Raw genomic sequence first — 25,725 nt, 5'->3', positions numbered from 1 at the left:
CACGCAGGCGCAAAACCGAAACCTTGCTGCGAGCGGGCTGTGCCCGCTCGCAGCTTTCACTGTGTGTGGCGGGAATGCGCGGACAGGCGCAACAGGCGGCCACATTTTGCCACAACAAGGCCCGGACGCGAAAAATCACGTCCGGGCCTTGTTGTGGCTTTTGGGTTGCGCGGCTTATTCCAGCGCGCTGTCCATATCGACCATCTGCCCGATGTTGCCGGACAAAAATCCGGTAAGAAGCACGTTGGCCAATTCGTGATCGTAGAGGTTCTGGCTTCCGGCCAGTTCCTTGGCAGCGACAACAATGTCCTTGCCCTTGCGGTACGGCCTTTCACAGATCATGGCGGCAAAGGAGTCCGCAACAGCGGTGATGCGCCCCACACGGCTGATCTGGGAACCCTTGAGGCGCTGCGGATAGCCGGAGCCGTCCATGCGCTCCTGATGCTCGAAACAGGCGCGCAAAAGTTCTTCAAAGGCAACATCCATCTTTTGCATGAGCTTCACGCCCACAATGGGGTGGGGCAAGATTTTTTCCCGCTCGTCCGGTTTGAGGGGGCCGGTTTTGTTGAGCAGAAAGGCGGGCACCTTGAGCATGCCCACATCATGCAGCAACAGGGCCAAGGCCATGCGATCCAGGTCTTTGGGGCGCACTTCACTGGTGGTCTGGAGCCAGAGCCACAGGCCCGTGATCATGGTATTGATGGCATGGCGCGCCGCGTCATTCTTGCGGAACAGGCGGCGCATGAAGGTATTGATGCGGTATTTGTCGCCCCGGAGATATTCGGTGACTACCATGACGTCGCGGTACAGGGGGTCCAGCACCGCCTTGACGGGCTGCTCGCCGAACTCGCAATACCGCATGTGCAGAGCACGGATGCAGATGTCCGCGATTTCCGAATCCTTGAGGTTGCTGTCCTGCAGGACCAGGTCAAGCTGTTTGACGATATGGCGCGAGTAGATGTGGTGGTCCGAGCGGGAGACAAAGAGATTGCCCTCCGCACACAGGGCGGCCACTTCTTCCACCTGTTCGTTGGTCAGCCGCATTTCTTTTCTGCAGTAGGGGGCCAGAACCAGAATGTCTTCACGAAAGCGGAAAAGATCCACCGGCGGCCGGTACTTGGGAAAGCTTGAAAGAATTTCCGCGCTGATCTGGTAGTATTCTTCATCAATGTTCTGGGGGCGATTGCCCTCGGTGCGCGCTGTACCGGCCATGATTACTTCCAGTAAATTTTGACGAGGTTTGTTCCCCTGGGGGTGGAGGACGAGTTTTGTACCTGGCCGGCAGTGATGACCGCGCATTCGTCGAGCGCGATCATGGGACAGTCCTGAATGAATTTTTCCGCACGGTTGAGGTGGCTCGGATCTTCATCGGGATTTTCCACAAAGACGGGTTCGACCCCCCAGACGAAATTGAGGGCCTTGATGCTCACCGGATCGGGAGTGAGGGCGTAAATGGGCTGGGGAGGACGCCGGGAGGATACCTGCCGGGCCGAACTGCCGGAAACGCTGTGGGAAACAATGGCCTTGGCGTCCGTCTTGTTGGCCAGCAAACATGCGGAGTAGGCCAGAAAGCCGGGAATGCCCTTGTCGCTGTCCGGTTCTTCAAATTTGTGGTTGAGCAGGAGAAGGCGCTCGGCTTCCCCTGTAATCATGCGCATATAGCGCACAGTTTCTACCGGAAAATTGCCCATGGCGGTTTCTTCCGAAAGCATGACGCAATCGGCTCCGTCCAGCACGGCATTGGCCACGTCCGTTGTTTCCGCGCGGGTGGGCGCCGGACTGTTGACCATGGAAAGCAGCATCTGGGTGGCAACAATCACCGGCTTTGACACCTTGTTGCACGCGCTGATGATGTGCTTTTGCAGGGCAGGCAGATGGGGCAGCGGGCACTCCACGCCCAGATCGCCGCGCGCGACCATGACCACATCTGTTTCTTCCAGAATTTCCTGCAAATTGTCCACAGCGCTCTGCCGCTCCAGTTTGACCACCACGGGAACACGCTTGCCGGCGGCGGCAATAAGCTCCTTGGCTTCGCGCACATCCTGCGCGGTCTGCACATAGGAGATGGCCACCGCGTCCACGCCCAGTCTGAGGCCGTCAGCAAGGTCCTTTTTGTCCTTGTCCGTCAGGGCGCTCACTTTGGTCGCCTTGCCGGGCAGGGCCAGGCCCTTGCGCGAAGTGACAATGCCCGCATTGTCCGCCTCCAGCAGCACCAGACCATCGGACCGGCGCTCGCGCACAACAAACTGCAGGCCGCCATCGGCCAGCACCATCCTGTCGCCCGGTTCCAGACTTTCCAGAATGACGCTGTGGTCAAAGGGCAGGTAGGGCATGGTGCTTGTGTGTTTGTCGCTGGGGCCCAGCAGGAGGTGCATCCCCTTGCTCACGCTGATGGTGGTTTCCCGCAGGACTCCCAACCGGATTTTCGGCCCCGAAAGATCCTGCATGATGGTGATGGGGCGCTTCAGCGTTGCTTCAATCTCGCGGATATGCCGGATGATGGTGACAAAATCTGCAGCGCCGCCGTGGGAAAAATTCAACCGGAAAACGCTGACTCCGGCCTCGGCCAGTTGCTCAAGCTTTTCCTTGCTGTTGGAGGCAGGGCCGATGGTCGCGACGATTTTTGTTTTCATGTCCGGAGTCCTTGCAGGCTGTTGCGGACGGACGTGCCATCGGCAAAGCGCCGTTGATTTGCCCTGTGTGCGGAAAGACCGCACGGCGGGACCTGATGGTGTCTGTCATCCACGGGAATAGGGAATAATCTCCGCAAACTATTCCTGATTTTCTCCGCTGTTGTCAAGCTGGCAATGTGTCCCCGCCCTTTTTCTTGGGCAGGCAGCGCGCGCGGAGAATCAGCGTCCGCTCCGCCACAGGGGAATGATGGAGGGGCAGCAAGAGCTTGTGGAGCGCACTGCGCTTGACAGGGGTGGCCCTGTGGGGCATAAGTGGAAAAAAGTGGTAAAAATACGTCAAAAAGTGGTAATCTGTGCAAAAGCTCTTCAGCAAAAGCCTTTCCCGCAGCCTTGATCCCAAGGGGCGCCTCATGTTGCCGCCGGAATACCGCGAAAGTCTGCTGGCGCACAGCGAAACAGGGAGTTTCTGGCTCACGGCTTTTTATGGCCGCCTTGTGGCCTATCTGCCTGACCAGTGGGCGCATGTGGCAGAGCAGTTGGGCAGCATCGCCCTGCCGTCTCCCCGGCTTGCGCATTTCAAGACAAAGGTCATGGGGCTGGCGCAGGAGCTTGTGCCCGATGCCCAGGGGCGCGTGCGCATTCCGCAATCTCTGATGCGGGAGGCGGGACTGAAAAAAGACGTCATGCTCGTGGGCATGCTCAGCAAGTTCGAGATTTGGGATCAGGAGCGCTTTGACGGCCTGGAGCTTGAGGATGTTTCCGCCGAGCTCGCCGCCAGTGGTGTGGAGATCAGCCTGTAGGTCGTGCGTATGCTTGAGGCCCAAGACAAAACGGCACGCCATATTCCCGTTTTGCCGGAAGAAACACTTCAGGCCCTGGCGCCCCGTGCTGGGGGGCGCTATCTTGACGGGACTCTGGGCTTGGGCGGTCATGCGCTGTCTGTGCTCGAAGCTGCCCCAGACGCCCAGTTGTGCGGCCTTGACCGCGATGCCGAAGCTCTTGGGCTTGCCCGGCAAAAGTTGGCCCCTTTTGGCGACAGGGTTCATTTTTTTCACAGCAGGTATAGCCGATTTTTCGATGCGTTGGGCGAACTCGGCTGGAATTGTGTGGACGGTGCGTTGCTGGATATCGGGGTTTCTTCTCTCCAACTGGACGAAGCTCGGCGCGGTTTCAGCTTTTTGGGGGATGGCCCTCTGGACATGCGCATGGATCGGGATTCTGGTCAGCCCTCGGCTTGGCACTGGGTCAACAGGGAAAGTTTTGCCAGACTGAAGGAATGCATAGGCGTTTTGGGGGAAGATCCGCAGGCCGGGCGTATCGCCCGCCGCATTGTGGATGAGCGGCAGAAGGGCAGCATTGATACAACAGCGCAACTGGCCGCGCTGGTGGAGAGAGCCTATCCGGCGGAATGGCGGCGCAAAGCGCGGCGTCACCCCGCAACGCGTACCTTTCAGGCCCTGCGCATGGCGGTCAATGATGAATTGGGAGAATTGCAGACTTTTCTGGAGCGCATCCTGACATACCTGTCTGTGGGAGGAAGGCTGGTTGTCATCACCTTCCACTCGCTGGAAGACCGGATGGTCAAGCAGGCCATGCGCCGCTGGGCAGAGGGTTGCCGGTGTCCTCGCCATGTGCCGGTGTGCGTTTGCGGGCATACACCGGAAGTGCGCATTCTGCATAAAAAACCGGTGCAGGCCGGGCCTGGGGAACTGGCGGTCAACACGCGTGCGGGCAGCGCCAAGCTGCGCGCTGTGGAAAAAATTTCCGGAGGCAGCGCATGAAGCGTTCTTCCGGGGCGGGGCAGGCGCGCGGCAAGGGATGGCTTTTGGCTCTGGCGCTCGGGCTTTTATCGTGGGTAGTCATGGGGCTTGTGCTTGTGTGGAGCAATATCGAGCGCATGGACACCACATATTTTATCAATATTGCACAGAACACCCTGCGGGAAAGAAAAGCCCTCAAGGCAAAGCTGGAAGTGGAGCGTGAACGTCTGATTTCGCCCTACGAACTGCGGCGCAAGGCAGAGGAATTCGGCATGCGCGAGGCCAAGCCCGGGCAGATCCGGCGCATGAGTTCCCGCTGAAGTGCGAGGTTTTTGGGGGGCGTGCCTGCTTTGGTGGCGCGGCTGATGTGCAACAAAATGTTTTTTGTCGGGAACCGCCATGCTCAAACTGAATTCTCGCCGGAACGGAAAATCCGCCTCCACCGGACGGCGCAAATCGCCGGGGAACAGCTATCGCTCCGGGGGAACATCAAACTCCCCCCTGGGCTGGCTCAAGGGTTTGGACTGGAGCCGGGTGCGCATCAGGATGGTGGTGTGCATCTTTTGCCTGCTGTGGGTCGGGTTGTGGGGCCGCGCCTGGTATCTTCAGATGATCGAAGGCCCGCGGCTGGCCGAGCGTGCCCAGAGGCAGCACATGGCTTCGGAACTGGTCGCCGGACGCAGGGGCATGATTCTCGACCGCAACGGGCAGGTGCTGGCGCGCAGTGTGGAAGCCCGCTCCGTCTATGCCCGCCCTCAGGAAATCACGGATTTTCAGGCGGCAGCCGCTGTTTTGGCCCCGCTGCTGGGGCTGGATGCGCAGGCGCTACACACGGAACTTGCGCAAACAAAGAGGCGTTTTGTCTGGCTCAAACGCAAGGTGGACGACTATACCGCAGAGGCCGTGCGCAAGACCGGTCTTGCCGGTATTGGCCTGAGCAAGGAATACGACCGTTTTTATCCTTTCAAACATCTGGCCGGGCAATTGCTGGGCTTTGTGGGCGTGGACGACAAGGGTCTGGAAGGGGTTGAGCGCTCCATGGACGCGCGCCTCGGCTGCGTCCCCACCCGGCAGATCGTCCAGCGTGACGCCATGGGGCGGCGTTTTTACCTGCACGAGGAAGGGCAGAGCGAACCTGTGGGGGAAGACCTGACGCTGACCATAGACGTGCAGATGCAGTTCACCGTGGAGGAGGCCATTGCCAAGGCCGTGCGGGAAAACGATGCCCGCTGGGGAGGCGCGCTGGTTGTGGACGTGTTGTCCGGCGAGATTCATGCCTGGGCCCAATACCCTTTTTTCAATCCCAACAACTACAAGGACTCCGGCCCGCTCATATACCGCAATCGCTTGGCGGCCGATGCGCTGGAGCCGGGGTCTACGTTCAAGCCCTTTGTGATCGCGGCCGCCCTGCAGGAGCGCAAGGTCACGCCGTCCACAGCCATTGACTGCGAGGGCGGGAAATGGGTGAAGAAAAACTTCACCATACGTGACACTTCCAGCCAGGGAGTGCTGCCGGTGGACAAGGTGCTGCGCTATTCCTCCAATATCGGCATGGCCAAGATTGGCCTGTCCATGGGTGCAGGCACGCTCCACAAATACCTGCACGCTCTGGGGTTTGGCCAGCATACCGCGGTTCCCGTGGCGGACAGCAAGGGAATCTTGCGCAGCCCGCGCGGCTGGAGCGAGGTGGATATCATGTCCGCGGCCTTTGGGCAGAGCATTTCCGTGACGGGGCTGCAAATGGCCCAGGCCTACCTGACCTTGCTCAACAACGGCGTACACAAACCGTTGCGCCTGATACGGGAAGACAGCAGAGTTGAAGAAGCGCATCCCAGAGTTTTCAGGGAAAGTGCTGTGCGCGAAGTCATGCGCATGATGCGCGATGTGGTGGAAGAAAAAGACGGAACCGGCAGGCGCGCCCGTGTGGAGGGCATCGAGGTGGCCGGAAAAACCGGAACGGCGCAGAAAGCCGATCACCGCTCGGGTACTTACGGCAGCAAAAGGCTGGCTTCTTTTGTGGGGTTTTTCCCGGCGTCCAGGCCGCGCTACCTTGTTCTTGTCATGGTGGACGAGCCTGTGCGCAGTCAGTACGGCGGGCTTGTGGCGGCCCCTGTTTTTCAGGAGATCGCCAGTCGCGTCCTGACCAACAGCGGCATGCTGCACGAAGCCGAAGCAGGTGCTGCGGCAAAACATGCTTCCGGACGATCTGCCGGAGGGCGGCAACGTGGGCTGAAGTTGGCGGGGCTGGATGTTCCGGGCTTTTCCGCTTCCCGAAATCTTGATGCCACTCCAGCGCCGGACAAGGGCATGCGCCTGCCGGGGCATCTGGCCACAGCGGGCAGCCGTGTGCCTGATGTTCTGGGAAAGTCCGTGCGCAACGCTGTGGAGCTTTTCGCGCGGGCGGGGGTGGTACCCGAATTGAAAGGCACAGGCAGCCGGGTAGTGAGGCAAAGCCCTCCCCCCGGCGTCACATGGCCCGAGAACGGCAAGCCCGCGGAATATATTCTCTGGCTTTCCGAACGGTAGGCGGTGTGCGGGGGCGTGCTTTTTCGCGGGAGCGGGAGGCAGAGGGCGCGCGCCGGGAGGCTGGCAGCCGGATTCTCTGGTGCCGCTTCCGTGTCAGGGGTTGCGCATGCCGCAAAAATTCCTTGCCGGGACTGATTTTTCGGCGCTTTTGAAAGAGGCAGGTCAGCGATGGAACGGCAGTTTGCAGCACTTCTTGAGCAGTGCAGGCGCGGCGGCCTTGAAGTTCGGGCCGATTCCCGTCAGGTTGCGCCCGGCGATATTTTTGTTGCCGTGGCCGGACACAGCGAGGACGGCAGCCGCTTTATCCCCGCTGCGGTGGAAGCTGGCGCGGGAGTGGTGGTGTGCCGTCCCGGCAGCGCGGAAGAATTCTTTGCTGCGAATGCCGGTTGCGCTGTTGTGCACCACGCCGACCCACGAGAAGCTCTCTGGTTTCTGGCCGAAGCCCGGTGGCATACGGACCAACTGCCCCTGAAGGTGATCGGCATCACCGGAACCAACGGAAAAACCACCTGCGCCTATCTGGTGGAACGCCTGTTTGCGGGTGCGGGATGCCGGGTGGGAGTTCTGGGCACTGTGAGCTACCGCTGGCCCGGCCACACGGAGGCCGCCCCCCTGACCACGCCCGATGTTCTGCGCGTTCATGCCATGCTGTCCCAGATGGCGCAAGACGGCGTGGACGTTGTCGTCATGGAGGTTTCCTCCCATGCCGTAGAGCAGCGGCGTATTTGCGGAGTGCGTTTTTCCGGCTGCATTTTTACCAATCTGACGCAGGATCACCTGGACTACCACGAGAATATGGAGAGTTATTTTCGTGCCAAGGCAAGACTTTTTCTGGAAATGCCCCGCAGCGACAAGGCCATGGCCGTCAATTCCGACGATCCGTGGGGGCGGCGTCTGCTGGAATTGTGCCCCACAGCGCTTTCTTTCGGCCTGCAAAAGGGCGCTCCCCACCGCAAGCATCTTTGGGGCGAACTTCTTTCTTCCGGAACAAACGGCTGCCATCTTCGCATGAGTTGCGGCGACGAGCGGTGGGAGTTGCGTTCGCCGCTTGTGGGAGCTTTCAATGCCTCCAATCTGCTTGCCGTTCAGGCTCTCGGGCTGGATCTGGGGCTTTCGCCCGGCGACTTTGCGGCGCTGGAAAAGTTTTCCGGCGTCTGTGGCAGGTTGGAACGCGTGGAAAATCCGCAAGGGCTGAGCGTATTTGTGGACTACGCCCACACGCCCGATGCGCTGGAAAACGTGCTCAAGGCCCTGCGCGGAGCGGGGTTTCGGCGTATCATTACGGTTTTCGGCTGTGGTGGAAACCGCGACCGCAGCAAACGCCCCCTCATGGGCGAAGCAGTGGCCCGCTGGTCGGATGTGGCTGTGCTCACATCCGACAATCCGCGCTTTGAAGAGCCTGAGGCCATTTTGCAGGATGTTTTGCCCGGCCTTGCGCGTGCGCCGGAGCTTGTTGTCAGGGTTGACCGCCGTGAAGCTACTGCTGCGGCCCTGGACATGCTGGGCAAGGACGATGCCCTGCTCATTGCGGGCAAAGGGCATGAGGACTATCAGATCATTCAGGGCGTCAGACACCATTACAGTGACCAGGAAGTGGTCAGGGAGCTTTTGCATTGCGCCTGAGCTACAATGAAATTGCGGAATGTCTGGGATTGCTGCCGTGTGCGGACAATCCGGAACTGACGTGCGCCGTCACGGACAGCCGCCAAACCTTCCCCGGCTCTCTTTTTGTCTGTATTCCCGGCAGCCGTGCGGACGGGCATGCCTTTGCCAGCATGGCTGTAGACAGGGGCGCGGCCGCACTGCTTGTTTCCGCGGATGTGGCGGAAAGCCGCGTGCCTGTGCTGCGGGTTGCGGATACGGTTCGGGCGCTCGGGCGTATCGCCGCCCTGTGGCGGACCAGAACCCGTGCGCGCGTGGTGGGCGTCACGGGCACAGCGGGCAAAACCACTGTCAAGGAAGTGTTGTCCGGCGTTCTGTCCGTACGGGGCAGGACTGCCCAGAACGCCATGAACTACAATAACCAGATCGGCATGCCCCGCTCCGTGCTGGAGGCGGACGGGCAGGAAGATTTCTGGGTCATGGAACTGGGCATCAGCCATGACGGGGACATGGATGAACTGGCATCCGTACTGCGGCCGGACATGGGACTGATTGTCAATGCCGGTACAGGGCATGCCGAAGGGCTGGGGGCAAAGGGTGTTGCTTGGCACAAGGCGCGCTTGCTGGCCCATCTTGCGGATTGCGGGGAAGGACTGGTTTGCGCCGACTACCCCGACCTTGTGCGGGAAGCGCAGGCCACAGGGGCAAAGCTGCATTTGTTCAGTGCTGCGGGACAGGAAGCCGCGTACTGCGCCTCGTATATCGGGCCGGTCGGGGGAGAGGATGATCCGGATGCCCCTGAAAGCCCGAAAGGCCGCTATGCTCTTTGGCTGGGCGGAACACGGCATGAGGTAGTCGCGCCCTTCAGGGGAGCGTACGGCGCGGAAAATGTTGCGGCAACAGGCGCTGCGGCCTTCCTGCTGGGGCTTTCGCCGGAGGAGATCGCAACCGGTTTTCGGCAGGCGCACCTTCCGCCCCAGAGGTTCTCCCAACGGCGTTGGGGCGCATGGCTGCTCATGGACGATACCTACAATGCCAATCCCCTGTCCATGAGGCGCATGTTGGCGGCTGCCGCAGAAATGGCGGGCGGGCGTCATTTCGTGGCGGTATTGGGCGAGATGCTCGAACTGGGCTGCCAGACGGAAAGCGAGCACTATCTTCTCGGACGCAACCTGGCGGAACTGAAACCTTCTGCGGTGTTCTGGAAGGGAGGGCAGGGTGCTGCCGTGCGGCTTGGCCTTTCGGAAGGCGGCTATCAGGGGCCGTGGATGGAAGTGACTGCAGCACCGGATTTTCTGCATGCCTGGTCGGAGATGCAGGGGAGCGTCTTGTCCGGTTCGGGGGGGGTTGTGCTGTTCAAGGGGTCGAGAAGTACCAGAGTGGAGGATTTTCTGGAAATTTTCAGGGCATAACGCTCTGGCGCGTCGTGTTGCGATACGCCCGGCGCGATGCGGCTATGGCCCGGCATGGCGCGTCGGGGCTGATTGGGTAAAAATACTGCGGACGGACTGCACAGCATGTTGTATCATCTTCTTGTTCCTCTTTCCTCCGATTGGATATTTTTCAATGTTTTCCGTTATCTCAGCTTTCGCTCCCTTGCCGCGCTGATTACGGCCCTGCTTCTTTCCATTCTTCTTGGGCCGCGGTGCATTGCATGGTTACGCCGCCTCAAGTGCGGCCAGTATATCCATGAGGACGTGTCCGGCCATGCTTCCAAGGCGGGCACCCCCACCATGGGCGGCCTGATGATTCTTTGCGTGTTTGCTGTCAGCATACTGCTCTGGTCGGATTTGACCAACAGATATGTCTGGCAGACGTTCTTTGTTTTTGCGGGTTTCGGCGCTGTGGGGCTCTGGGATGATATGGTCAAACTGCGCAACCAGAAAAACCGCGGCATTTCCGGGCGGCGCAAGATGGCGGGGCAGATCTGTGTGGCCGGGATCGCCATGGTGCAACTGTACCTGAATCCGGATTACGGCAGCCAGTTGACCATTCCCTTTTTCAAGGAGGTGACCATTGATCTCGGGCTGTTCTATGTGCCTTTCGGGATTTTTGTCATGGTGGCCGCATCCAACGCCGTGAACCTGACAGACGGGCTGGACGGCCTGGCCATCGGCCCGGTCATTGTTGCCTGCCTTGTTTTTTCCATTTTCATTTATATCACCGGCAATGCGCGCCTTTCCTCATATCTTCTTGTTCCGTACATGCAGGGCGTGGGCGAGGTGACGGTGGTCTGCGCAGCCCTGGTGGGAGCGGGCCTCGGATTTTTGTGGTTCAATGCCTATCCCGCGCAGATTTTCATGGGGGATGTGGGCTCGCTCTCTCTGGGGGGAGTGCTGGGCTATCTGGCCCTGCTCTGCAAGCAGGAGCTGGTGCTTTCTGTCGTGGGGGGGCTGTTTGTTGCGGAAACTCTTTCGGTCATCCTGCAGGTCAGCTATTTCCGCTGGACCGGAGGAAAAAGGATTTTCCGCATGGCGCCGCTGCACCACCATTTTGAACTGAAAGGGGTGCCGGAATCCAAAATCATCATCCGTTTCTGGATCACCTCCATTTTGTTGGGGCTTGTGGCTCTTTCGGTCTTGAAGCTGCGTTGAGGGGGCGGCATGGCTTTGCAAAAAAATCGGGGCAGAAAAATTCAGCCCGGCGAGTTGGCGGTCGTTGTGGGGGCAGGCCGCTCCGGCCTTGCTGCTGCACGCCTTTTGCGGCGAGAGGGAGCACGGGTGCGTCTGCTGGACAGCAATCCCGGCGCATTTCGCGGCCGCGAAGATCTGCTTGCGGAACTGGGCAATCTGGGCATCGAAACGTTGGCAGGGGCGCATCAGCCGGAGCATTTTTCCCACGCCGCCCTTGTTGTGCCCAGTCCGGGCATACCGGTGGCAAGCCTGGAAGAATTTCTCCTCGCCGGGGACGTGGAAGTTCTGGCAGAGATGGAACTGGCCTGGCGCTATCTGGACAATGAGCCGGTTCTTGCCGTGACCGGAACGAGCGGCAAGACCACAGTGGCTTCTCTGGCGGCAGCCATGCTTCATGAGCAGGGCTACAGCGTTTTTCTGGGGGGCAATATCGGCACGCCCCTGTCTGAATATGTGCTGGCCGGGCGCAGTGCGGACGTTCTTGTGCTGGAGGTTTCCAGCTTTCAGTTGCAACTTTGCCTCACGTTTTGTCCCCGTGTGGGGGTTTTGCTGAACATCACGCCCAACCATCTGGACTATCACAAGGATATTGCGGAATACAGGGCCGCGAAATTTCGCCTTTTCCGCTGTCAGGACGCGGGAGATCTGGCCGTTCTGGGACAGAGCCTGCGGGACTGTGGAGAACTGGAAAGCATGGGGGCGCGCAAGGTTTTTGTGCAGGCGTCTGCCCGTTTTTCCCAAAGCCACCTGCTGGGCGCGCATAACCGCGATAATGAGGAAGCCGCATGGCAGGCCTGCCGTTTTTTCGGCGTCAGCGAGGCCAATGCCGCAAAGGCTGTGGCGCGCTTTGCGCCTTTGCCCCACCGCCTGGAGCGTGTGGCCGAGCGCAGGGGCGTTTTGTACGTCAATGACTCCAAATGTACGACGGTTTCTTCGCTTCAAGTGGCTCTGGAGGCATTTTCGCGCCCTGTGCGCCTGCTGTGCGGCGGCAAGTTCAAGGGGGGAGATTTGGGCGCTCTGGTTCCTCTGGTGCGGGAAAAAGTTCGCGAAGTCGCTCTGTTTGGCGCGGGGCGCGAGCATTTTGAAAAAGCCTGGCAGGGAATTGTGCCCATGACCTGGCATGAAAGTCTTGAACCGGCGGTGCGTTTTGCATCGGCCAACGCGCGGTCCGGCGAGGTGCTGCTTTTGTCGCCCGGCACGGCCAGCTACGATCTGTACAGGAATTACGAGGAGCGCGGCGAAGATTTCAAACGCATTGTGGGCGGGCTGTCATGAAAAATTCTTTTTCTCCCAAAAACAGGGCGTCCGGAACCGGCAGCGGGGCGCACGCCGCACAGGGAGTCTTGGTGGGCTCCTTTGACTGGTGGCTCTTCACCATCATGCTGGTCATTCTGTCCATCGGCCTTGTGATGGTACTCTCGGCCAGCGGCATCGTGGCCGAGCAGTCCAACGGGGACAAGTACTTTTTTTTCAAGCGGCAGGTTCTGTTTGCCCTGGCGGGCGGGCTGGCCCTGTGGGCTGCGGCTCTGCTGCCCCGCCGCTGGCTTTACAGCATCCAGTATCCCGCGCTCTTTTTTTCCCTTCTGCTTTTGCTGGTGACGCTTTCTCCGCTTGCACCTGCCATCAACGGAGCCAAACGCTGGATTCCCGTTGGCCCTTTTTCCGTGCAACCCATGGAATTTGTCAAAATTTCCCTGGCGCTCTATCTGGCGTATTTCATGAGCTCCAAGCAGGACATCATCAAGACGTTCAGCCGCGGTGTCATTCCGCCTTTTGCCGTCACGGCCCTGTTCTGCTTTCTGCTGCTGCTGCAACCGGATTTCGGCAGTGCCGTCGTGCTGGCCGGAATCCTTTTTTTCATGTGCGTGGCAGGGGGAACGCGCTTCATCTATCTCTTTTTTTCCGTGGCTCTGGCGCTGGCGGGTGCTCTGGCTCTGGCCATTTCTTCTCCCTACCGTCTGCGCAGGTTGATGGCCTTCATGGATCCTTTTCAGGACGCGCACAATACCGGATACCAGTTGGTGCAATCCCTGCTGGCCATCGGTTCGGGGAGTTTTTTCGGCGTTGGCGTGGGAGCCAGCAAGCAGAAAATGTTCTACCTGCCTGAGGCCCATAACGACTTTATCATGGCCGTGTTGGCCGAAGAATTGGGGTTTGTGGGCATGAGCATTGTCATGCTTCTTTTTGCCATGCTGTTCTGGCGTTGCTACCGTATTGTTATGGGGCAGAGCGAACTGCGCGACCGCCTGACTTCTTTCGGCCTCACCGTCATCCTTGCCATGGGCGCAGTCATGAATCTTGCCGTGGTCATGGGGGTAGCCCCGCCCAAGGGGGTTCCCATGCCGCTCATGAGTTACGGCGGCAGCAGTCTGGTGAGCACCATGCTCTGCGTGGGGCTGCTCATGAACTTTTCACGCACGGCCAAAGCATGCGCTCCGTCCTCCTGACCACCGGCGGAACCGGCGGGCATATCTTTCCGGCTCTGGCTGTGGCGGAAGAGCTCGAAAGGCGACACCCCGGAGCACGATTGCTTTTTGTCGGCTCTCTCTACGGGCCTGAAGCCGGTTTGGCCCGGCAGGCAGGGGTGGATTTTGAGGGTTTGCCGGTGCGCGGCGTAATGGGGCGGGGTGTGCGTGCCCTTGATGCCCTGCTGCGCATGGGCTGGGCTGTGGGTAAGGCAGTGCGCATTCTTGGGCGTTTTCGCCCGCAGGTCGTGGTCGGCTTTGGCGGCTATGCAGCCGCAGCACCGTTGGCCGCAGCGTATTGCACGGGCGTGCCCTGTGTGCTCCATGAGCAGAATGCCGTTGCAGGCACAGGCAACCGCCTTTTGTCCCGTGTGGCGCGGCGGGTATGTCTTTCCCTGCCGGGAACAGCGGGCTTTGCTGCGGAAAAATGCGTCGTTACGGGCAATCCGGTGCGGTCGTCCGTCAGCGCTGTGGGCAGGCACAAACGACAACGGACAACACGGCGGCTTCTGGTCATGGGGGGATCGCAGGGAGCGCGCGCTCTGAATGAATTCATGCTGGACAATCTGGGCAGCTTTTGCGCTGCGGGTCTGGAAATCCGCCACCAGACCGGAGCGGCCGATGAAGCCCGGGTGCGCACCGCCTATGTGAACGTCGGGTATGCGCCGGAGTGCGTCAGCGCCTTTATCGGTGACATGGCAGAAGCCTATGCCTGGGCAGACATGGCGCTGTGCCGGGCAGGGGCAAGCACTGTGGCGGAACTGTGCGCGGCGGGATTGCCTGCGGTGCTGGTGCCTTTTCCGCACGCCGTCCATGACCATCAGACAAAAAATGCGGAAGTTCTTGAGCGCTGCGGTGCCGCACGCCTGATTGCAGAGGGTGCCCTGGACAGCCGGATTGCGGGCATGCTGGTGAGCATGCTGGAAGATCCTTCGGTGCGGGAAAGCATGAGCGCCGCCGCAGTGGCTGCGGCGCGGTTTGATGCGGCCGCCCGTGTTGTTGCGGTTCTTGAAGATGTGTGCGGCGGCATTTGACGATCCGCAATGTTCGGAAGCAGTGGCGAAACAGGAAAAAAGCGGGCAGAGAATGAACAGCAAGATACGGAATATCCATATGGTCGGAATCGGGGGGTCGGGCATGAGCGGCATTGCCGAAGTTTTGCTCAGCCTGGGGTACGGCGTTTTCGGTTCCGACATGGGCGAATCGGCGGTGACGCGCCGTCTGTGTGATCTGGGAGCGCGCATCACCATCGGTCACTCCGCAAAAAATGTGGGCGAAGTGCAGGTTCTGGTCAAATCCACGGCCATTGGAGAAGACAATCCGGAACTGGCGGAAGCCCGGCGGCGGGGTATTGCCATCATACCCCGCGCGGAAATGCTGGCGGAATTGATGCGCCTGCGCCAGGGCGTGGCCATTGCCGGAACGCACGGCAAAACCACCACCACGTCTCTGACCGCTTCCATATTTGACGCCGCCGGCCTGGACCCTACGGTCATCATTGGCGGGCGTCTCAATGCCTACGGTACCAATGCCCATTTGGGCAAAGGGGAATACCTGATCGCCGAGGCGGACGAGTCCGACGGGTCTTTTCTGTGCCTTTTGCCCATCATCAACGTTGTGACCAACGTGGACGACGACCATCTGGATTACTACAAAAGTCGCGAAAAAATAGACGAGGCTTTTGTCCAGTTCATGAACAATGTTCCCTTTTACGGGGTCAACATTGTCTGCGGCGATGACGCCGGGGTACGCGCCCTTTTGCCCCGGATCAAGCGGCCCGTGTGCACATACGGCTTTGCAAAAGAGTGCTCCCTGCGTGCGGTTTTGCTGGAAAACGGCATCAAAAGTCGCTTTGAGGTTTGGCGTGAGGAAGAAAGGCTCGGAGAGGTTCTTCTGCCGCATCCGGGGCTGCACAATGTGCTCAATGCCCTGGCTGCCATCGGCGCGGCCATGGCGGCGGACATAGATTTTGAAACCTGTGTGGAGGGGCTGCGCACTTTTGGCGGAGTAGGGCGGCGCTTTGAATTCAAGGGCGAAAGGGAGGGGGTGACTGTGGTGGACGACTACGGCCACCATCCCGCAGAAATTGCGGCAACGCTGAAAACTGCCCGTCAGATTTTTTCTGACAGACGCGTTGTTGTGGCCTTTCAGCCGCACCGCTTCAGCCGGACGGAAGCCCATTTCGGAGAGTTTTGCAATGTTTTTCATGAAACAGACCTTTTGCTGCTCACAGAAATTTATGCGGCCTCTGAAAAGCCCATTCCCGGAGTTTCCGGGCAGAGCCTTGCGCAGGGCATACGGCAGGTATGCGCGACTCCCGTTGAGTATTTTCAGACTGTTGACGAAATGGCCAACGCTCTGCCGGGCATTTTGCGGGAGGGAGACGTGCTGCTGACTCTCGGCGCGGGCAGCATCACGCGCCTCGGCCCCTTGTGGATCGAGGGCAAAGACCGTGCGTGAAACAGCATCCCCTTCCCTTGCGCAGCGCACGACCCTGCGTATCGGCGGCCAGGCCATTGCCGAGCTTGTGCTTGAACATGAGGACGATCTGGAGCGGCTGCCCCTGCGCCTGAGGGAGCTTGGAGGCGATCCGCTGGTGATGGGCGCGGGCAGCAATATTTTGGCGGCTGACGGTGACCTGCCTCTGGTATTGGTGCGCCCGGCTCTGGTTCACGGTCCGGTCATTGTCGGTCGGGAGGGTGATCTGACTTTGGTGCGCGCCGGGGCCGGTATCCCCATGCCCCGACTGTTGCGTTTTTGTGCAGCCAACGGTCTTTCCGGGCTGGAGGGGCTTGTGGGCATACCGGGGAGCGTTGGCGGGGCCGTGGTCATGAACGCCGGATCTTTTGGCACGGAAACATGTAACCATATCACTGCATTGCTGGTTTTTCAGGACGGTGTGGTCAGCACTGTTTCGCGGGATGCGCTGCGCTGCGGCTACAGAAGTATGGGCATTGGTGAGAAAAAAAGCAGATTTGTTGTGCTGGAAGCCATATTTGGCTTGACCAGAGCCGAAAGGAATGGCATCAGTTATCGCATGCGTCACAACTTTTTTGAGAAAAAGTCTAAACAACCTGTGACAGCGTGGAGCGCGGGCTGCGTATACAAAAATCCCGCGCCGGACATGCCTGCCGGAAAGCTTCTGGATATGGCCGGGTTTCGGGGCAAAAAACTGGGCGGCATGGCATTTTCATCCCGGCATGCCAATTTTTTGGTCAACGAGGGCAAGGGCAGTGCCGATGCAGCCTTGGCCCTGATGCAAGAGGCGCAGACTGCTGTGCGGCAACGGTTCGGCATGGAGCTTGAGCCGGAGGTCAGGATAGTGCCGTGCCCCTTGCCCTGAAAAAAAAAGGCCGCGTTGCCCGCAATGCCTATACCAGGGCCGCGCTGTCAGGAAAAACGGAACAGAAGCGCGCGGACAAGGGGGCCCGCCTTGTGGCCACAATCTGGCGCAAGCTCGGAAATGTGGGGCGGCTGAAAAATGTGGCATTGCTGGTGGGGCTTCTGCTGGCAGGAGGCATGCTGCTGGGTGGACTGTGCGTTGCGTCCCTCTGGCTCTACAACAAGGCCGTGACGAGCGATTTTTTTCTTACGCGGCATGTGGATGTGACAGGCAATGTTCGTCTTTCACGCGAAATGGTCTTGCAGTACGGCGGCATTGTTGAGGGCGGCAACAGTCTCGCGGTGAGCATTGCCCAGGTTGAAAGGGGCTTGAGGCAGACCCCTTGGGTGGAAGAAGTTTCTGTCAAGCGCCTCTTGCCGGACAGATTTGTCATCAGGCTCAAGGAGCGCATGCCTTCTTTCTGGGTGCACAGAGACGGTGTGCTGTACTACGCCAATGAGCGGGGCGAGATCATCGCTCCTGTGGAGAGCCGGAACTTTCTTTCCCTGCCGACCTTGAGCACGGAAAGCGGAGCAGAAGATGCCCTTGCCTATCTGCCGCGCCTGCTGAAGGCTTTGCAGGGCGGGGCCCTCCCGGTGGAAGCGGGAGCCTTGGCAGCGGTGACGCTGAGCCCCGGACGGGGGATTGAGCTGTATCTGGAAGACCGCGAGATGCGGCTTTCCATTGCCACTGACGATTGGGACGGCAATCTTGCGCGTCTGGGGCTGGCTCTGGGGGATCTGGCCCGCAGACACGAATTGCGTAGCGTGCGTGAGGTCCGCGCAGTCAACGGCAGCGTGTGGGTTGTGCTCAATCAGCCCGCCTGACTGGGCAAAGAGCGTCCGGCGCGCCGGAACGACAGGTTTTTGAGGAGATATGGCATGAACAAGTCCGAACTCATCGTAGGTCTCGACATCGGCACCACCAAGATATGCGCGGTGGTGGGCGAACTTTCGGAAACGGGAGTGGTCGATGTGGTGGGTATCGGAACCAGCGTTTCCACAGGACTGCGCAAGGGAGTCGTGGTCAATATCGAACAGACGGTGCAGTCTATCCGCAAAGCCATTGAAGACGCGGAGCTCATGGCCGGATGCGAGATCAATTCCGTCTATGTGGGCATTGCGGGCAGCCACATCATGGGCATCAACAGCCATGGCGTCATTGCGGTCAAGGGGGGCGAAGTGGGGCAGCGCGATGTGGAACGCGCGCTGGATGCGGCCAAGGCTGTGGCTATTCCTGCGGATCGCGAGGTCATCCACATTCTGCCCCAGGAGTATATTGTGGACAACCAGCGCGGGATCATGGACCCTCTGGGCATGGCTGGTGTGCGCCTTGAGGTGAAGGTGCACATTGTCACCGGGGCAGTGTCTTCCGCGCAGAATATTGTCCGCTCCTGCCATCGCAGCCAGTTGGAAGTTTCGGATATCGCCCTGGAGTCCCTTGCTTCTGCCAAGGCCGTGCTCACCGAAGAAGAGCGGGAAATCGGCGTGGCTCTGGTGGATCTGGGCGGAGGCACCACGGACATTGCCGTTTTTGCCAACGATGCCATCAAACATACGGCTGTGCTGGCTCTGGGCGGGCAAAACCTCTCCAACGACATTGCTTTCGGCCTGCGCACCCCCATCGCCTCCGCAGAAAAAATCAAGGTCAAATACGGATGCGCTCTGGCCGATATGGTGCGCTCCGATGAGTTTATCGAAGTGCCCAGCGTGGGCGGGCGCGAACACCGTCGGCTTTCGCGTCAGGTCTTGGCAGAAATCTGCGAACCCCGCATGGAAGAAATCCTTTTTCTGGTTGACCAGACGCTGACCCGCTCTGGCTACAAGGACATGATCGGTGCCGGGGTCGTCCTGACCGGCGGTACATCGCTCATTGAAGGCTGCCAGGAGCTTGGCGAGCAGATTTTCAATCTACCGACGCGCATTGGCTACCCCCGCAACGTGGGCGGGCTGAAGGATGTTGTCAACAATCCCAAGTTCGCTACTGCAGTAGGGCTGTTGCGCTACGGGGCGGAAAAAGAGGTTTCCGGGCAGAAAAAATTTACCGCGCACAATGAGAGCCGCATTTGGGACGGTCTTTTGGCGCGGATGAAAAATTGGTTTTCCGACGTCACCTAAAGCATCTCCAGCGGGCAATTGGAGGCTGAAAAAAGAGGAGAGGAGCCTATGTCTGAGTCAATCGTTGACGCCATCGACACGTCCCTGGCCAGAAACGCCAAAATCAAAGTCATTGGCGTGGGCGGCGGCGGCGGCAATGCCGTGGAGCACATGATTGCTTCCGGTTTGCGGGGGGTGCAGTTTGTTTGTGCCAACACCGATCTGCAGGCCCTGAACAGAAGCGGAGCTTCGGTAAAGGTGCAGTTGGGGGAAAAGCTGACGGAGGGGCTTGGCGCCGGAGCCAACCCCGAGATCGGCCGCGATGCTGCCCTTGAAAGTGTTGCCTCCATCCGTGACGCCATCGGCGATGCCAATATGGTCTTTGTCACGGCGGGCATGGGCGGCGGTACCGGCACCGGAGCCGCCCCGGTAGTGGCTCAGGCCGCGCGGGAACTGGGCGCGCTAACTGTGGGGGTTGTCACCAAGCCTTTCAGCTTTGAAGGCGCCAAACGCATGCGGGCCGCAGAAGGCGGGCTGGAGGAGTTCAGGCAGCATGTGGATTGCCTGATTACCATACCCAACGACCGCCTGCGGGCCTTTGCTCCCAAAAAGACTCCCTTTCTTGAGATGTTTCAGAAGGCCAACGATGTTCTGTACCATGCGGTCAAGGGCATTTCTGACATCATTGTGGGCGAAGGCATCATCAATCTTGATTTTGCCGATGTGCGCACCACCATGTCTGCGGCTGGGCTGGCTTTGATGGGTACGGGTGTGGCTTCGGGGGAAAACCGCGCCCGCGAAGCAGCCCAGCGGGCCATTGTCAGCCCCCTGCTGGAAGACGTGTCGCTGGAGAGCGCCAAGGCCGTTCTCTACAACATCACCGGCCCCATGGACATGACGTCCGAGGAAATCGGCGAAATAGGCGACACCATTGACAACGCTACTCCGGAAAACACCAATATTATTTTTGGCGTGGTCTTTGATGACAGCATTGGCGACGAAATCCGTCTGACAGTCATCGCCACGGGCATTGAGCCGCGTCAGGATTTTCAGTCCATTGCGGTACAGCCTGCCAAGGTGACGGATTTTCGCAAGCCCGGCCCCGGAGCCGTGCTGGCAGAGCCGCGCCGCGGGGGAAATCGTCTGCCGATGCAGGAAATGGCCGATGTGGATGAGGCGAAGGTGCGTTTGCCCAATCCGTCACGCCGCGCCCAAGTTGAGGGCTGGTATGATGAAAACAGCGACCGGCTTCCTTTTCAACTGAAGCGTGAAGCCTTGGGGCATGAGCGCCGCAACGCGCACAAACCCGGCCATGAAGACTTTATGTACGATGAGGATGATCTGGAAATCCCGACATTTATCCGTACTCAGGCCGACTAGTGCCCCTTGTGAAAAAGGCATGCCGCTGGTGCTGCCGCATTTTGTGCCAAAATTGTGCAGAACAAAAATTTCAGGGCTTGCCTCTTCGGTCCTGAAATGCCCGCCGGGAGGCCCATCGGGGGCCTCCCCGAGCGGGGCGTAAAAGTTCGCGAAAGTCCGTGAAGTTTCGGCTTCACGGATTTTTTTTGCAGGGAAAATTTGTTTCGCTGTGCGCCGCGCTTGAAAAAAATGCTCCACATGAGTCCGTTTTTTGCTCGCGGGACTCAGGGGCGGCACGGTTGCCATTCCCTGAAGCGCCGTTTGGCGCGGCCTCATGCGATATGAGGAAAGCTGCGAGGAAAGTCAACCTCTGAAGATCCGTCCGGCTCGGTGCCACGGCAGCATTGGCAATGCGGACGGCCTTTGGCGCTACTCGTTGGAAATGGTCAGATAGAGATCCCCCTGCCAGGGGCCGACACGTTTGCCCAGACCTCGCAGACGTATGGGTTTGCCCACGGCGAAGTCCGGCGGCAGGGTAATTTCCACGGTCTTGAGTTCGCCCGAGAAGGCCTGCCGTATCTGAAGGCGGATACGCTTGCCGGGGGAGAGATTGGCTGCGGGCAGGGTCAGGCTCTGCTCCTCGTCAATCTGTCGCCGCAACCAGCCCTTGACTACGCCCCCCACGCCCTTTGCCTCTTCCTTTGCGGTTTTGGGCACAGATCCGGCGGGCTTGCGCGGGGGCGCAGGCTTTTTGTCTTCTTTCTTGTCTTCCCGCTTGTTTGGGCGCGCCGGTTTTTCTTGCTGCGGGGGGGGATCCGCCTTCTGCGTGCCCTGCTGTTTGTTCAGCTCGCTGTAAATGTCTTCAAATACACGGCGTGCAAAGGGGTCGTTGAGCAGGTCACGCAAGACATCGTGCTCGGCATATGCAGCGCGAGCCTGTTTTGCTGCTCCCGTGTCCTGCGGGCCCGTGGCAGCCCCTGCCAGCCCTTCCTGCGCGGCATCGGCCTGTTCCCCGGCAGGGGCATCGTCCGTTTTTTCTTGAGAAGATTCTTGTTTTGGGCTCTCCTCTTTTTTGCTCTCTCTGGCCGCTTCTTCCGCAGCCCGCTTGGCTGCGGCGTTCTTGTACAGGTTTTTTTCGTGCTCAAGAACACCCGAAAGGAGGACATAGGCCTCGTTGAGCGTCTGAAAGTTGCGGCTGGCATCGGGATTGTCTGGGTTCAGATCCGGATGCAGCTCGAATGCACGCTTGCGGTAGGCCCGCTTGACTGCATCCATGTCCGCATTTTTTTCAATGCCCAGGATCTCGTAGCATTCTTTGAGGGATATTTGGCGGGAGTTGCGTCGCATGGCAGTCAGTGGATCACTTCAGGATGAGGGCGTTGGCTTCGCACTGGCTGTTGCTGGCCAGCAGGCCGTTTTCGCGCAGATAGCGTCTGCCCGCATCGGAAAACGTCGCATGGTCGGCCGCAGGTTCGATGCCCGGGCAGAATTCCTTGGCCATTTCAAGGCTCAAGGGGTCTTCCAGATTGCCCCGAAAAAACGGCCATGCCCTGCAAATGGCAGGCTTTCCGTCATGCACCAGACAGCCTCTGCCGGAGCGGAAAAACAGGCAATATCCGTCGTCGCCTGTGCGTATCTTGAGCTTGCCCCCGGAGTTTTCGCAGTAGTCCCGTGCGGCAGTCGCAGGAGAAACGCGCAGGCAGGCCGCAAGCCGTGTGAGATCCGCCGGGCTCACCACAATGCCGCCCTTGCCTTCGCAGCAGTGCCCGCACATGCGGCAGTCAAAGAGGGAGGTTTCAGCTTCCATGCGCGCATCCCTGGTCTTTGTTTCCCATCAGCCGGGCGTGTTCCACCATGATGCAGGCATCTTCCACAACCATGATGTTGCTGTTGGAGAGAATCCGCCTGGACTCGGGAGAGCGTATGCCCGTCTGCATCCAGAAAATGCTTGGCGGCGTGCCCAAATCTGCCACTTCTGCGGCATGCGCCGGGCAAAAGTGGGAGGCGCGAAAAAGGACGACAATGTCTATGGGCTCCTGAATTTCTGTGACAGTCGCAAACACGGGGAGGCCCCAAACCTGAGTCCGCACAGGATGCACGGGAAAAAGCCTGTATCCCTGCTCCAGCAGGTAGCGTCCCACCCTGTCCACGGGCTGTTCCGGTTTGTCTTTGGCACCGATGACGGCAATGGTGCGGGCTTGCCGCAATATGAGACGCAGCGCCTTGTCGTCTTGCATCCGTTCTCCTGAAAACGCTTTGGGGGAGCTTTCGCTCTGCCAGAAGTTTGCGTCCCCGGCGGCCAGGCAAAAAAATGTTGCTCAGGATGCCTGGCTGGTATGGACAAATCTTTCCCATGATATGCGTCAACGGCAAAATGCGCAAGCTTTGGGCCGCAAAACAGGGCCTTCGCCATTATTGACATGTTGTTCTCCACATGCTTTTCTGAAATATTGTATGCGGGCGTGCTGCTGCACGCAGAACAATGTACGCAAAACTTTTTCCTTTCAAAGCGGAGTGCTTATGCCTGCAAAGAACGGCGATACGGTGCGTGTGCATTATACGGGAACTCTGGACGACGGAACGGTTTTTGATTCTTCGCGTGAGCGCGATCCTCTGGAGTTTGTACTGGGGCAGGGATCGTTGATTCCGGGATTCGAGTCTGCGGTGGAGGGGCGCGAGGCCGGAGAAAAGGTCTGTGTCACGCTGCCTCCTGACAAGGCGTACGGCGATGTTGACCGTGAGCTGATTTTCACTGTGCCGCGTGCCCAGGTTCCGGATCATATTCCCCTCAATGTGGGAGTGCCTTTGCAGCTTTCCAACGAGCAGGGGCAGATGGATGTGACCATTACCGAGGTCGGGGCGGACGAGGTAACGCTTGACGCCAACCACCCTCTGGCCGGGAAAACCCTGACCTTTGAAATCGAGATCGTTGAAATTCGCTGAGCGTCATCCCCGGCGTTGCAGCGCAGTCGTCCCCACTCTTTGCGGACAGGAGTTTCCATGAGCAGCAAGACAGCCCGGCACAGCGCCGTTCAGGCAATCACAACCTACAGGCCGGAAGCCGCGCCGCTGAATTTTGTGGACACCAGGCCGATGGATATTTTCGGCTGCAATGTTTTCAATGACCGTGTCATGCGTGAGCGTCTGCCCAAGAGCGTATACAGGGCTTTGCGCAAAACCATTGAATTCGGCGAGCGCATGGATCCCGCCATTGCGGACACCGTTGCTGCGGTGATGAAGGACTGGGCCATAGAAAAGGGCGCAACCCACTTCACCCACGTCTTTTATCCGCTCACCGGGCAGACGGCGGAAAAGCACGACAGCTTCCTCATGCCGGACGGGGTGGGGGGGGTGGTGGCCGAGTTTTCCGGCTCCATGCTCATCAGGGGCGAGCCGGACGCCTCCTCCTTTCCTTCCGGTGGCTTGCGCTCAACCTTCGAGGCGCGGGGATATACGGCATGGGATGTGACCAGCCCTGCCTATATCATGGAAAATCCCAACGGCACTTTTTTGTGCATTCCCACCATGTTTTTGTCCTGGACAGGTGTGGCCTTGGACAAAAAAACGCCGCTCCTGCGCTCGGGACAGGCGCTCAATCGCGAGGCTCACCGCGTGCTGCGTCTGTTCGGCGAAGACACGGCCCTGCCCATTGTTTCCTATGCCGGTCTGGAGCAGGAATATTTCTGCATTGACCACAACTTCAACTTTGCGCGTCCGGACATTCAGCTTTCCGGGCGATCCCTGTTCGGCGCGCGCCCGGCCAAGGGGCAGGAATTCAGCGATCAGTATTTTGGCGTTATTCCCCAGCGCGTTCTTTCCTACATGATGGAGGTGGAACGCGAGTTGTACAAGCTGGGCGTTCCGGTACGCACCCGCCACAACGAGGCGGCGCCAAGCCAGTATGAGATCGCCCCCCTGTACGAGGTCAGCAACCTGGCTGTGGACCACAACCACATCATCATGTCCATGCTGCGCAATGTGGCCAAACGCTACGGCCTCAAATGCCTTCTGCACGAAAAACCTTTTGCCGGAGTCAACGGTTCGGGCAAACATGTCAACTATTCCGTTGGCAACGCGCAGCTTGGTTCCGTGTTTGATCCGGGCGAAACCCCCCATGCCAATGCCAAGTTTCTGGTTTTTTGCGCGGCCATGATCCGCGCGGTGCACAAATTTGGCGGCCTGCTGCGCGCCACGGTGGCCAGCGCCAGCAACGACCACCGCCTCGGGGCCAATGAAGCGCCGCCTGCCATCATGTCCATTTTTCTGGGCGACCAGCTTACCGAAATTTTTGAGGCTTTCCGTGCGGGCCGCGTTGAGGGCGCTGCCAACGGAAAAAAAAGCCGGGCACTCAATCTGGGAGTGGACACCCTGCCCACCCTGCCCACGGATCCCGGCGACCGCAACCGCACCAGCCCCATCGCCTTTACCGGAAACCGTTTCGAGTTTCGCGCCTTGGGGGCCAGTCAGTCCGCTGCCGGTTCCATAACAGCCCTCAATGTCATCATGGCCGATTCGTTGGACTTTGCTGCAACATGGCTGGAAGAAAAGCTGGCGCAGGGCAAAAATTTTGCCGAGGCTCTGGAATCTTTCATCAGCCATGTGATTGACGAGCACAGTGCCGTGATCTTCAACGGCGATGGCTATTCGGATGTCTGGCACAGGGAGGCCGTGCGGCGGGGCTTGCCCAATCTGCGCACCACGCCGGAGGCTCTTCCGTACCTGACGCGGCCTGAAGTCGTGGAACTGTACGAGAGATACGGCGTGCTCAACCGGGCGGAGCTCAAGGCGCGGCAGGAAATCTATCTTGAACAGTACTGCAAGACGGTGCGCACAGAAGCGTATCTGGTAATCCGTATGGCCCGCACCATCATTTTCCCCGCAGCCATGCGCTACCAGGGGGAATTGGCCGCGACAGCGGCGGGCATGCAAAAAATCGGCAAGGAAGTCAGAACGCACACACTTGACGAGGTTACCGCCCATCTGCGCCGGATGCAGGATGCTGTGGACTGCCTGGATCGTATGCTCGCGGAAGTTGAGGCGCAGGGCCTTGGCCTGGAGGCTGCCCACAGCTATTGCGTCCGTGTTTTGCCGCAACTGTGCGAAGTGCGCCAGCATGCGGATGCGCTGGAAACCCGTGTGGCTGATGACCTTTGGGCTTTGCCGAACTATCAGGAAATCTTGTTCGGCAAATAGGCCGCTCGGCGGCTTCTCCGATACAAAAACACCCGCCTGTGCGCGGGTGTTTTTGTATCGGAGGAGGGCGGAGAAT

The 25,725-nt window shown here is 59.4% G+C and carries 22 protein-coding genes; 17 read left to right on the top strand and 5 right to left on the bottom strand.

Going from position 1 to position 25,725, the window contains the following annotated elements; all coding sequences use genetic code 11:
* Positions 1-174: 174 nt before the first annotated feature.
* Both EII23_RS00405 and pyk read right to left on the bottom strand, forming a co-directional pair.
* Positions 175-1,212, bottom strand: coding sequence for an HD-GYP domain-containing protein (locus EII23_RS00405; protein WP_124791095.1), 1,038 nt, complete (start codon positions 1,210-1,212; stop codon positions 175-177).
* Between the two features lie 2 nt (positions 1,213-1,214).
* Positions 1,215-2,633, bottom strand: coding sequence for a pyruvate kinase (gene pyk, locus EII23_RS00400; RefSeq protein WP_124791094.1), 1,419 nt, complete (start codon positions 2,631-2,633; stop codon positions 1,215-1,217).
* Between the two features lie 353 nt (positions 2,634-2,986).
* Between pyk and EII23_RS00395 the strand changes: the two genes are divergently transcribed.
* The 15 genes from EII23_RS00395 (at position 2,987) to ftsZ (ending at position 20,477) form a co-directional block, all read left to right on the top strand.
* On the top strand, positions 2,987-3,433 hold the full coding sequence (locus EII23_RS00395; protein WP_124791093.1) for a division/cell wall cluster transcriptional repressor MraZ: 447 nt from the start codon (positions 2,987-2,989) through the stop codon (positions 3,431-3,433).
* Between the two features lie 9 nt (positions 3,434-3,442).
* Positions 3,443-4,414 (top strand): 16S rRNA (cytosine(1402)-N(4))-methyltransferase RsmH, encoded by a 972-nt coding sequence (rsmH, locus tag EII23_RS00390; protein WP_124791092.1) that lies wholly within the window; start codon positions 3,443-3,445, stop codon positions 4,412-4,414.
* On the top strand, positions 4,411-4,713 hold the full coding sequence (locus tag EII23_RS00385; protein ID WP_124791091.1) for a hypothetical protein: 303 nt from the start codon (positions 4,411-4,413) through the stop codon (positions 4,711-4,713). Before rsmH ends, EII23_RS00385 begins: the two co-directional genes overlap by 4 nt.
* Positions 4,714-4,792: 79 nt before the next feature.
* A complete protein-coding gene (locus tag EII23_RS00380; protein ID WP_124791090.1) occupies positions 4,793-6,919 on the top strand; it encodes a penicillin-binding transpeptidase domain-containing protein in 2,127 nt (708 codons plus the stop codon).
* Between the two features lie 168 nt (positions 6,920-7,087).
* On the top strand, positions 7,088-8,542 hold the full coding sequence (locus EII23_RS00375) for a UDP-N-acetylmuramoyl-L-alanyl-D-glutamate--2,6-diaminopimelate ligase (protein WP_124791089.1): 1,455 nt from the start codon (positions 7,088-7,090) through the stop codon (positions 8,540-8,542).
* On the top strand, positions 8,533-9,933 hold the full coding sequence (gene murF, locus EII23_RS00370) for a UDP-N-acetylmuramoyl-tripeptide--D-alanyl-D-alanine ligase (protein ID WP_124791088.1): 1,401 nt from the start codon (positions 8,533-8,535) through the stop codon (positions 9,931-9,933). Before EII23_RS00375 ends, murF begins: the two co-directional genes overlap by 10 nt.
* A 105-nt stretch (positions 9,934-10,038) precedes the next feature.
* A complete protein-coding gene (gene mraY, locus EII23_RS00365; RefSeq protein ID WP_124791087.1) occupies positions 10,039-11,115 on the top strand; it encodes a phospho-N-acetylmuramoyl-pentapeptide-transferase in 1,077 nt (358 codons plus the stop codon).
* Between the two features lie 9 nt (positions 11,116-11,124).
* A complete protein-coding gene (gene murD, locus EII23_RS00360) occupies positions 11,125-12,429 on the top strand; it encodes a UDP-N-acetylmuramoyl-L-alanine--D-glutamate ligase (RefSeq protein WP_124791086.1) in 1,305 nt (434 codons plus the stop codon).
* Positions 12,426-13,601 (top strand): putative lipid II flippase FtsW, encoded by a 1,176-nt coding sequence (gene ftsW / locus EII23_RS00355; RefSeq protein WP_124791085.1) that lies wholly within the window; start codon positions 12,426-12,428, stop codon positions 13,599-13,601. Before murD ends, ftsW begins: the two co-directional genes overlap by 4 nt.
* Positions 13,583-14,653 (top strand): undecaprenyldiphospho-muramoylpentapeptide beta-N-acetylglucosaminyltransferase, encoded by a 1,071-nt coding sequence (gene murG / locus EII23_RS00350; protein WP_124791084.1) that lies wholly within the window; start codon positions 13,583-13,585, stop codon positions 14,651-14,653. Before ftsW ends, murG begins: the two co-directional genes overlap by 19 nt.
* 52 nt (positions 14,654-14,705) lie before the next feature.
* Positions 14,706-16,079: a UDP-N-acetylmuramate--L-alanine ligase gene (gene murC / locus EII23_RS00345; protein ID WP_124791083.1), complete on the top strand. Its 1,374-nt coding sequence runs from the start codon at positions 14,706-14,708 to the stop codon at positions 16,077-16,079.
* Positions 16,072-16,962, top strand: a complete 891-nt coding sequence (murB, locus tag EII23_RS00340) for a UDP-N-acetylmuramate dehydrogenase (RefSeq protein WP_124791082.1) — start codon at positions 16,072-16,074, stop codon at positions 16,960-16,962. Before murC ends, murB begins: the two co-directional genes overlap by 8 nt.
* Positions 16,947-17,828: a cell division protein FtsQ/DivIB gene (locus EII23_RS00335; RefSeq protein WP_124791081.1), complete on the top strand. Its 882-nt coding sequence runs from the start codon at positions 16,947-16,949 to the stop codon at positions 17,826-17,828. Before murB ends, EII23_RS00335 begins: the two co-directional genes overlap by 16 nt.
* A gap of 54 nt (positions 17,829-17,882) precedes the next feature.
* Positions 17,883-19,118: a cell division protein FtsA gene (gene ftsA / locus EII23_RS00330; protein WP_124791080.1), complete on the top strand. Its 1,236-nt coding sequence runs from the start codon at positions 17,883-17,885 to the stop codon at positions 19,116-19,118.
* A gap of 48 nt (positions 19,119-19,166) precedes the next feature.
* Positions 19,167-20,477, top strand: a complete 1,311-nt coding sequence (gene ftsZ / locus EII23_RS00325) for a cell division protein FtsZ (protein WP_124791079.1) — start codon at positions 19,167-19,169, stop codon at positions 20,475-20,477.
* Between the two features lie 408 nt (positions 20,478-20,885).
* On the opposite strand, the gene EII23_RS00320 is transcribed toward ftsZ, so the two are convergent.
* Genes EII23_RS00320 through EII23_RS00310 form a run of 3 tightly spaced genes read right to left on the bottom strand, consistent with a single transcriptional unit; the run spans position 20,886 to position 22,693 of the window.
* On the bottom strand, positions 20,886-21,803 hold the full coding sequence (locus tag EII23_RS00320; protein WP_124791078.1) for a J domain-containing protein: 918 nt from the start codon (positions 21,801-21,803) through the stop codon (positions 20,886-20,888).
* A 13-nt stretch (positions 21,804-21,816) separates the two neighbouring features.
* A complete protein-coding gene (locus EII23_RS00315) occupies positions 21,817-22,263 on the bottom strand; it encodes a YkgJ family cysteine cluster protein (RefSeq protein ID WP_124791077.1) in 447 nt (148 codons plus the stop codon).
* Positions 22,253-22,693 (bottom strand): CoA-binding protein, encoded by a 441-nt coding sequence (locus EII23_RS00310; protein WP_124791076.1) that lies wholly within the window; start codon positions 22,691-22,693, stop codon positions 22,253-22,255. The genes EII23_RS00315 and EII23_RS00310 overlap by 11 nt, the downstream gene beginning before the upstream one ends.
* A gap of 283 nt (positions 22,694-22,976) precedes the next feature.
* Between EII23_RS00310 and EII23_RS00305 the strand changes: the two genes are divergently transcribed.
* Complete coding sequence (locus EII23_RS00305) at positions 22,977-23,399, top strand: peptidylprolyl isomerase (protein ID WP_124791075.1); 423 nt, start codon at positions 22,977-22,979, stop codon at positions 23,397-23,399.
* A gap of 57 nt (positions 23,400-23,456) precedes the next feature.
* The gene (locus tag EII23_RS00300; protein WP_124791074.1) at positions 23,457-25,649 is read left to right on the top strand and encodes a glutamine synthetase III; all 2,193 of its coding nucleotides are present in this window, start codon (positions 23,457-23,459) and stop codon (positions 25,647-25,649) included.
* The last annotated feature ends 76 nt before the right edge of the window (positions 25,650-25,725 follow it).

Origin of the sequence: Desulfovibrio sp. OH1186_COT-070 (assembly GCF_003860215.1) — a bacterium.
Lineage (GTDB): Bacteria > Desulfobacterota > Desulfovibrionia > Desulfovibrionales > Desulfovibrionaceae > Desulfovibrio.
Note: the sequence above shows the minus strand (reverse complement) of the source record. Positions and strands in the feature narration are given on the sequence as shown.

What these genes read in the sequence shown, in the direction of transcription:
- EII23_RS00405 (WP_124791095.1), bottom strand. Translation starts at nt 1,212, where the DNA reads ATGGCCGGTACAGCGCGCACCGAGGGCAATCGCCCCCAGAACATTGAT.
- pyk (WP_124791094.1), bottom strand. Translation starts at nt 2,633, where the DNA reads ATGAAAACAAAAATCGTCGCGACCATCGGCCCTGCCTCCAACAGCAAG.
- rsmH (WP_124791092.1), top strand. Translation starts at nt 3,443, where the DNA reads ATGCTTGAGGCCCAAGACAAAACGGCACGCCATATTCCCGTTTTGCCG.
- EII23_RS00385 (WP_124791091.1), top strand. Translation starts at nt 4,411, where the DNA reads ATGAAGCGTTCTTCCGGGGCGGGGCAGGCGCGCGGCAAGGGATGGCTT.
- EII23_RS00380 (WP_124791090.1), top strand. Translation starts at nt 4,793, where the DNA reads ATGCTCAAACTGAATTCTCGCCGGAACGGAAAATCCGCCTCCACCGGA.
- EII23_RS00375 (WP_124791089.1), top strand. Translation starts at nt 7,088, where the DNA reads ATGGAACGGCAGTTTGCAGCACTTCTTGAGCAGTGCAGGCGCGGCGGC.
- mraY (WP_124791087.1), top strand. Translation starts at nt 10,039, where the DNA reads ATGTTGTATCATCTTCTTGTTCCTCTTTCCTCCGATTGGATATTTTTC.
- murD (WP_124791086.1), top strand. Translation starts at nt 11,125, where the DNA reads ATGGCTTTGCAAAAAAATCGGGGCAGAAAAATTCAGCCCGGCGAGTTG.
- ftsW (WP_124791085.1), top strand. Translation starts at nt 12,426, where the DNA reads ATGAAAAATTCTTTTTCTCCCAAAAACAGGGCGTCCGGAACCGGCAGC.
- murG (WP_124791084.1), top strand. Translation starts at nt 13,583, where the DNA reads ATGCGCTCCGTCCTCCTGACCACCGGCGGAACCGGCGGGCATATCTTT.
- murC (WP_124791083.1), top strand. Translation starts at nt 14,706, where the DNA reads ATGAACAGCAAGATACGGAATATCCATATGGTCGGAATCGGGGGGTCG.
- ftsA (WP_124791080.1), top strand. Translation starts at nt 17,883, where the DNA reads ATGAACAAGTCCGAACTCATCGTAGGTCTCGACATCGGCACCACCAAG.
- ftsZ (WP_124791079.1), top strand. Translation starts at nt 19,167, where the DNA reads ATGTCTGAGTCAATCGTTGACGCCATCGACACGTCCCTGGCCAGAAAC.
- EII23_RS00320 (WP_124791078.1), bottom strand. Translation starts at nt 21,803, where the DNA reads ATGCGACGCAACTCCCGCCAAATATCCCTCAAAGAATGCTACGAGATC.
- EII23_RS00315 (WP_124791077.1), bottom strand. Translation starts at nt 22,263, where the DNA reads ATGGAAGCTGAAACCTCCCTCTTTGACTGCCGCATGTGCGGGCACTGC.
- EII23_RS00310 (WP_124791076.1), bottom strand. Translation starts at nt 22,693, where the DNA reads ATGCAAGACGACAAGGCGCTGCGTCTCATATTGCGGCAAGCCCGCACC.
- EII23_RS00305 (WP_124791075.1), top strand. Translation starts at nt 22,977, where the DNA reads ATGCCTGCAAAGAACGGCGATACGGTGCGTGTGCATTATACGGGAACT.
- EII23_RS00300 (WP_124791074.1), top strand. Translation starts at nt 23,457, where the DNA reads ATGAGCAGCAAGACAGCCCGGCACAGCGCCGTTCAGGCAATCACAACC.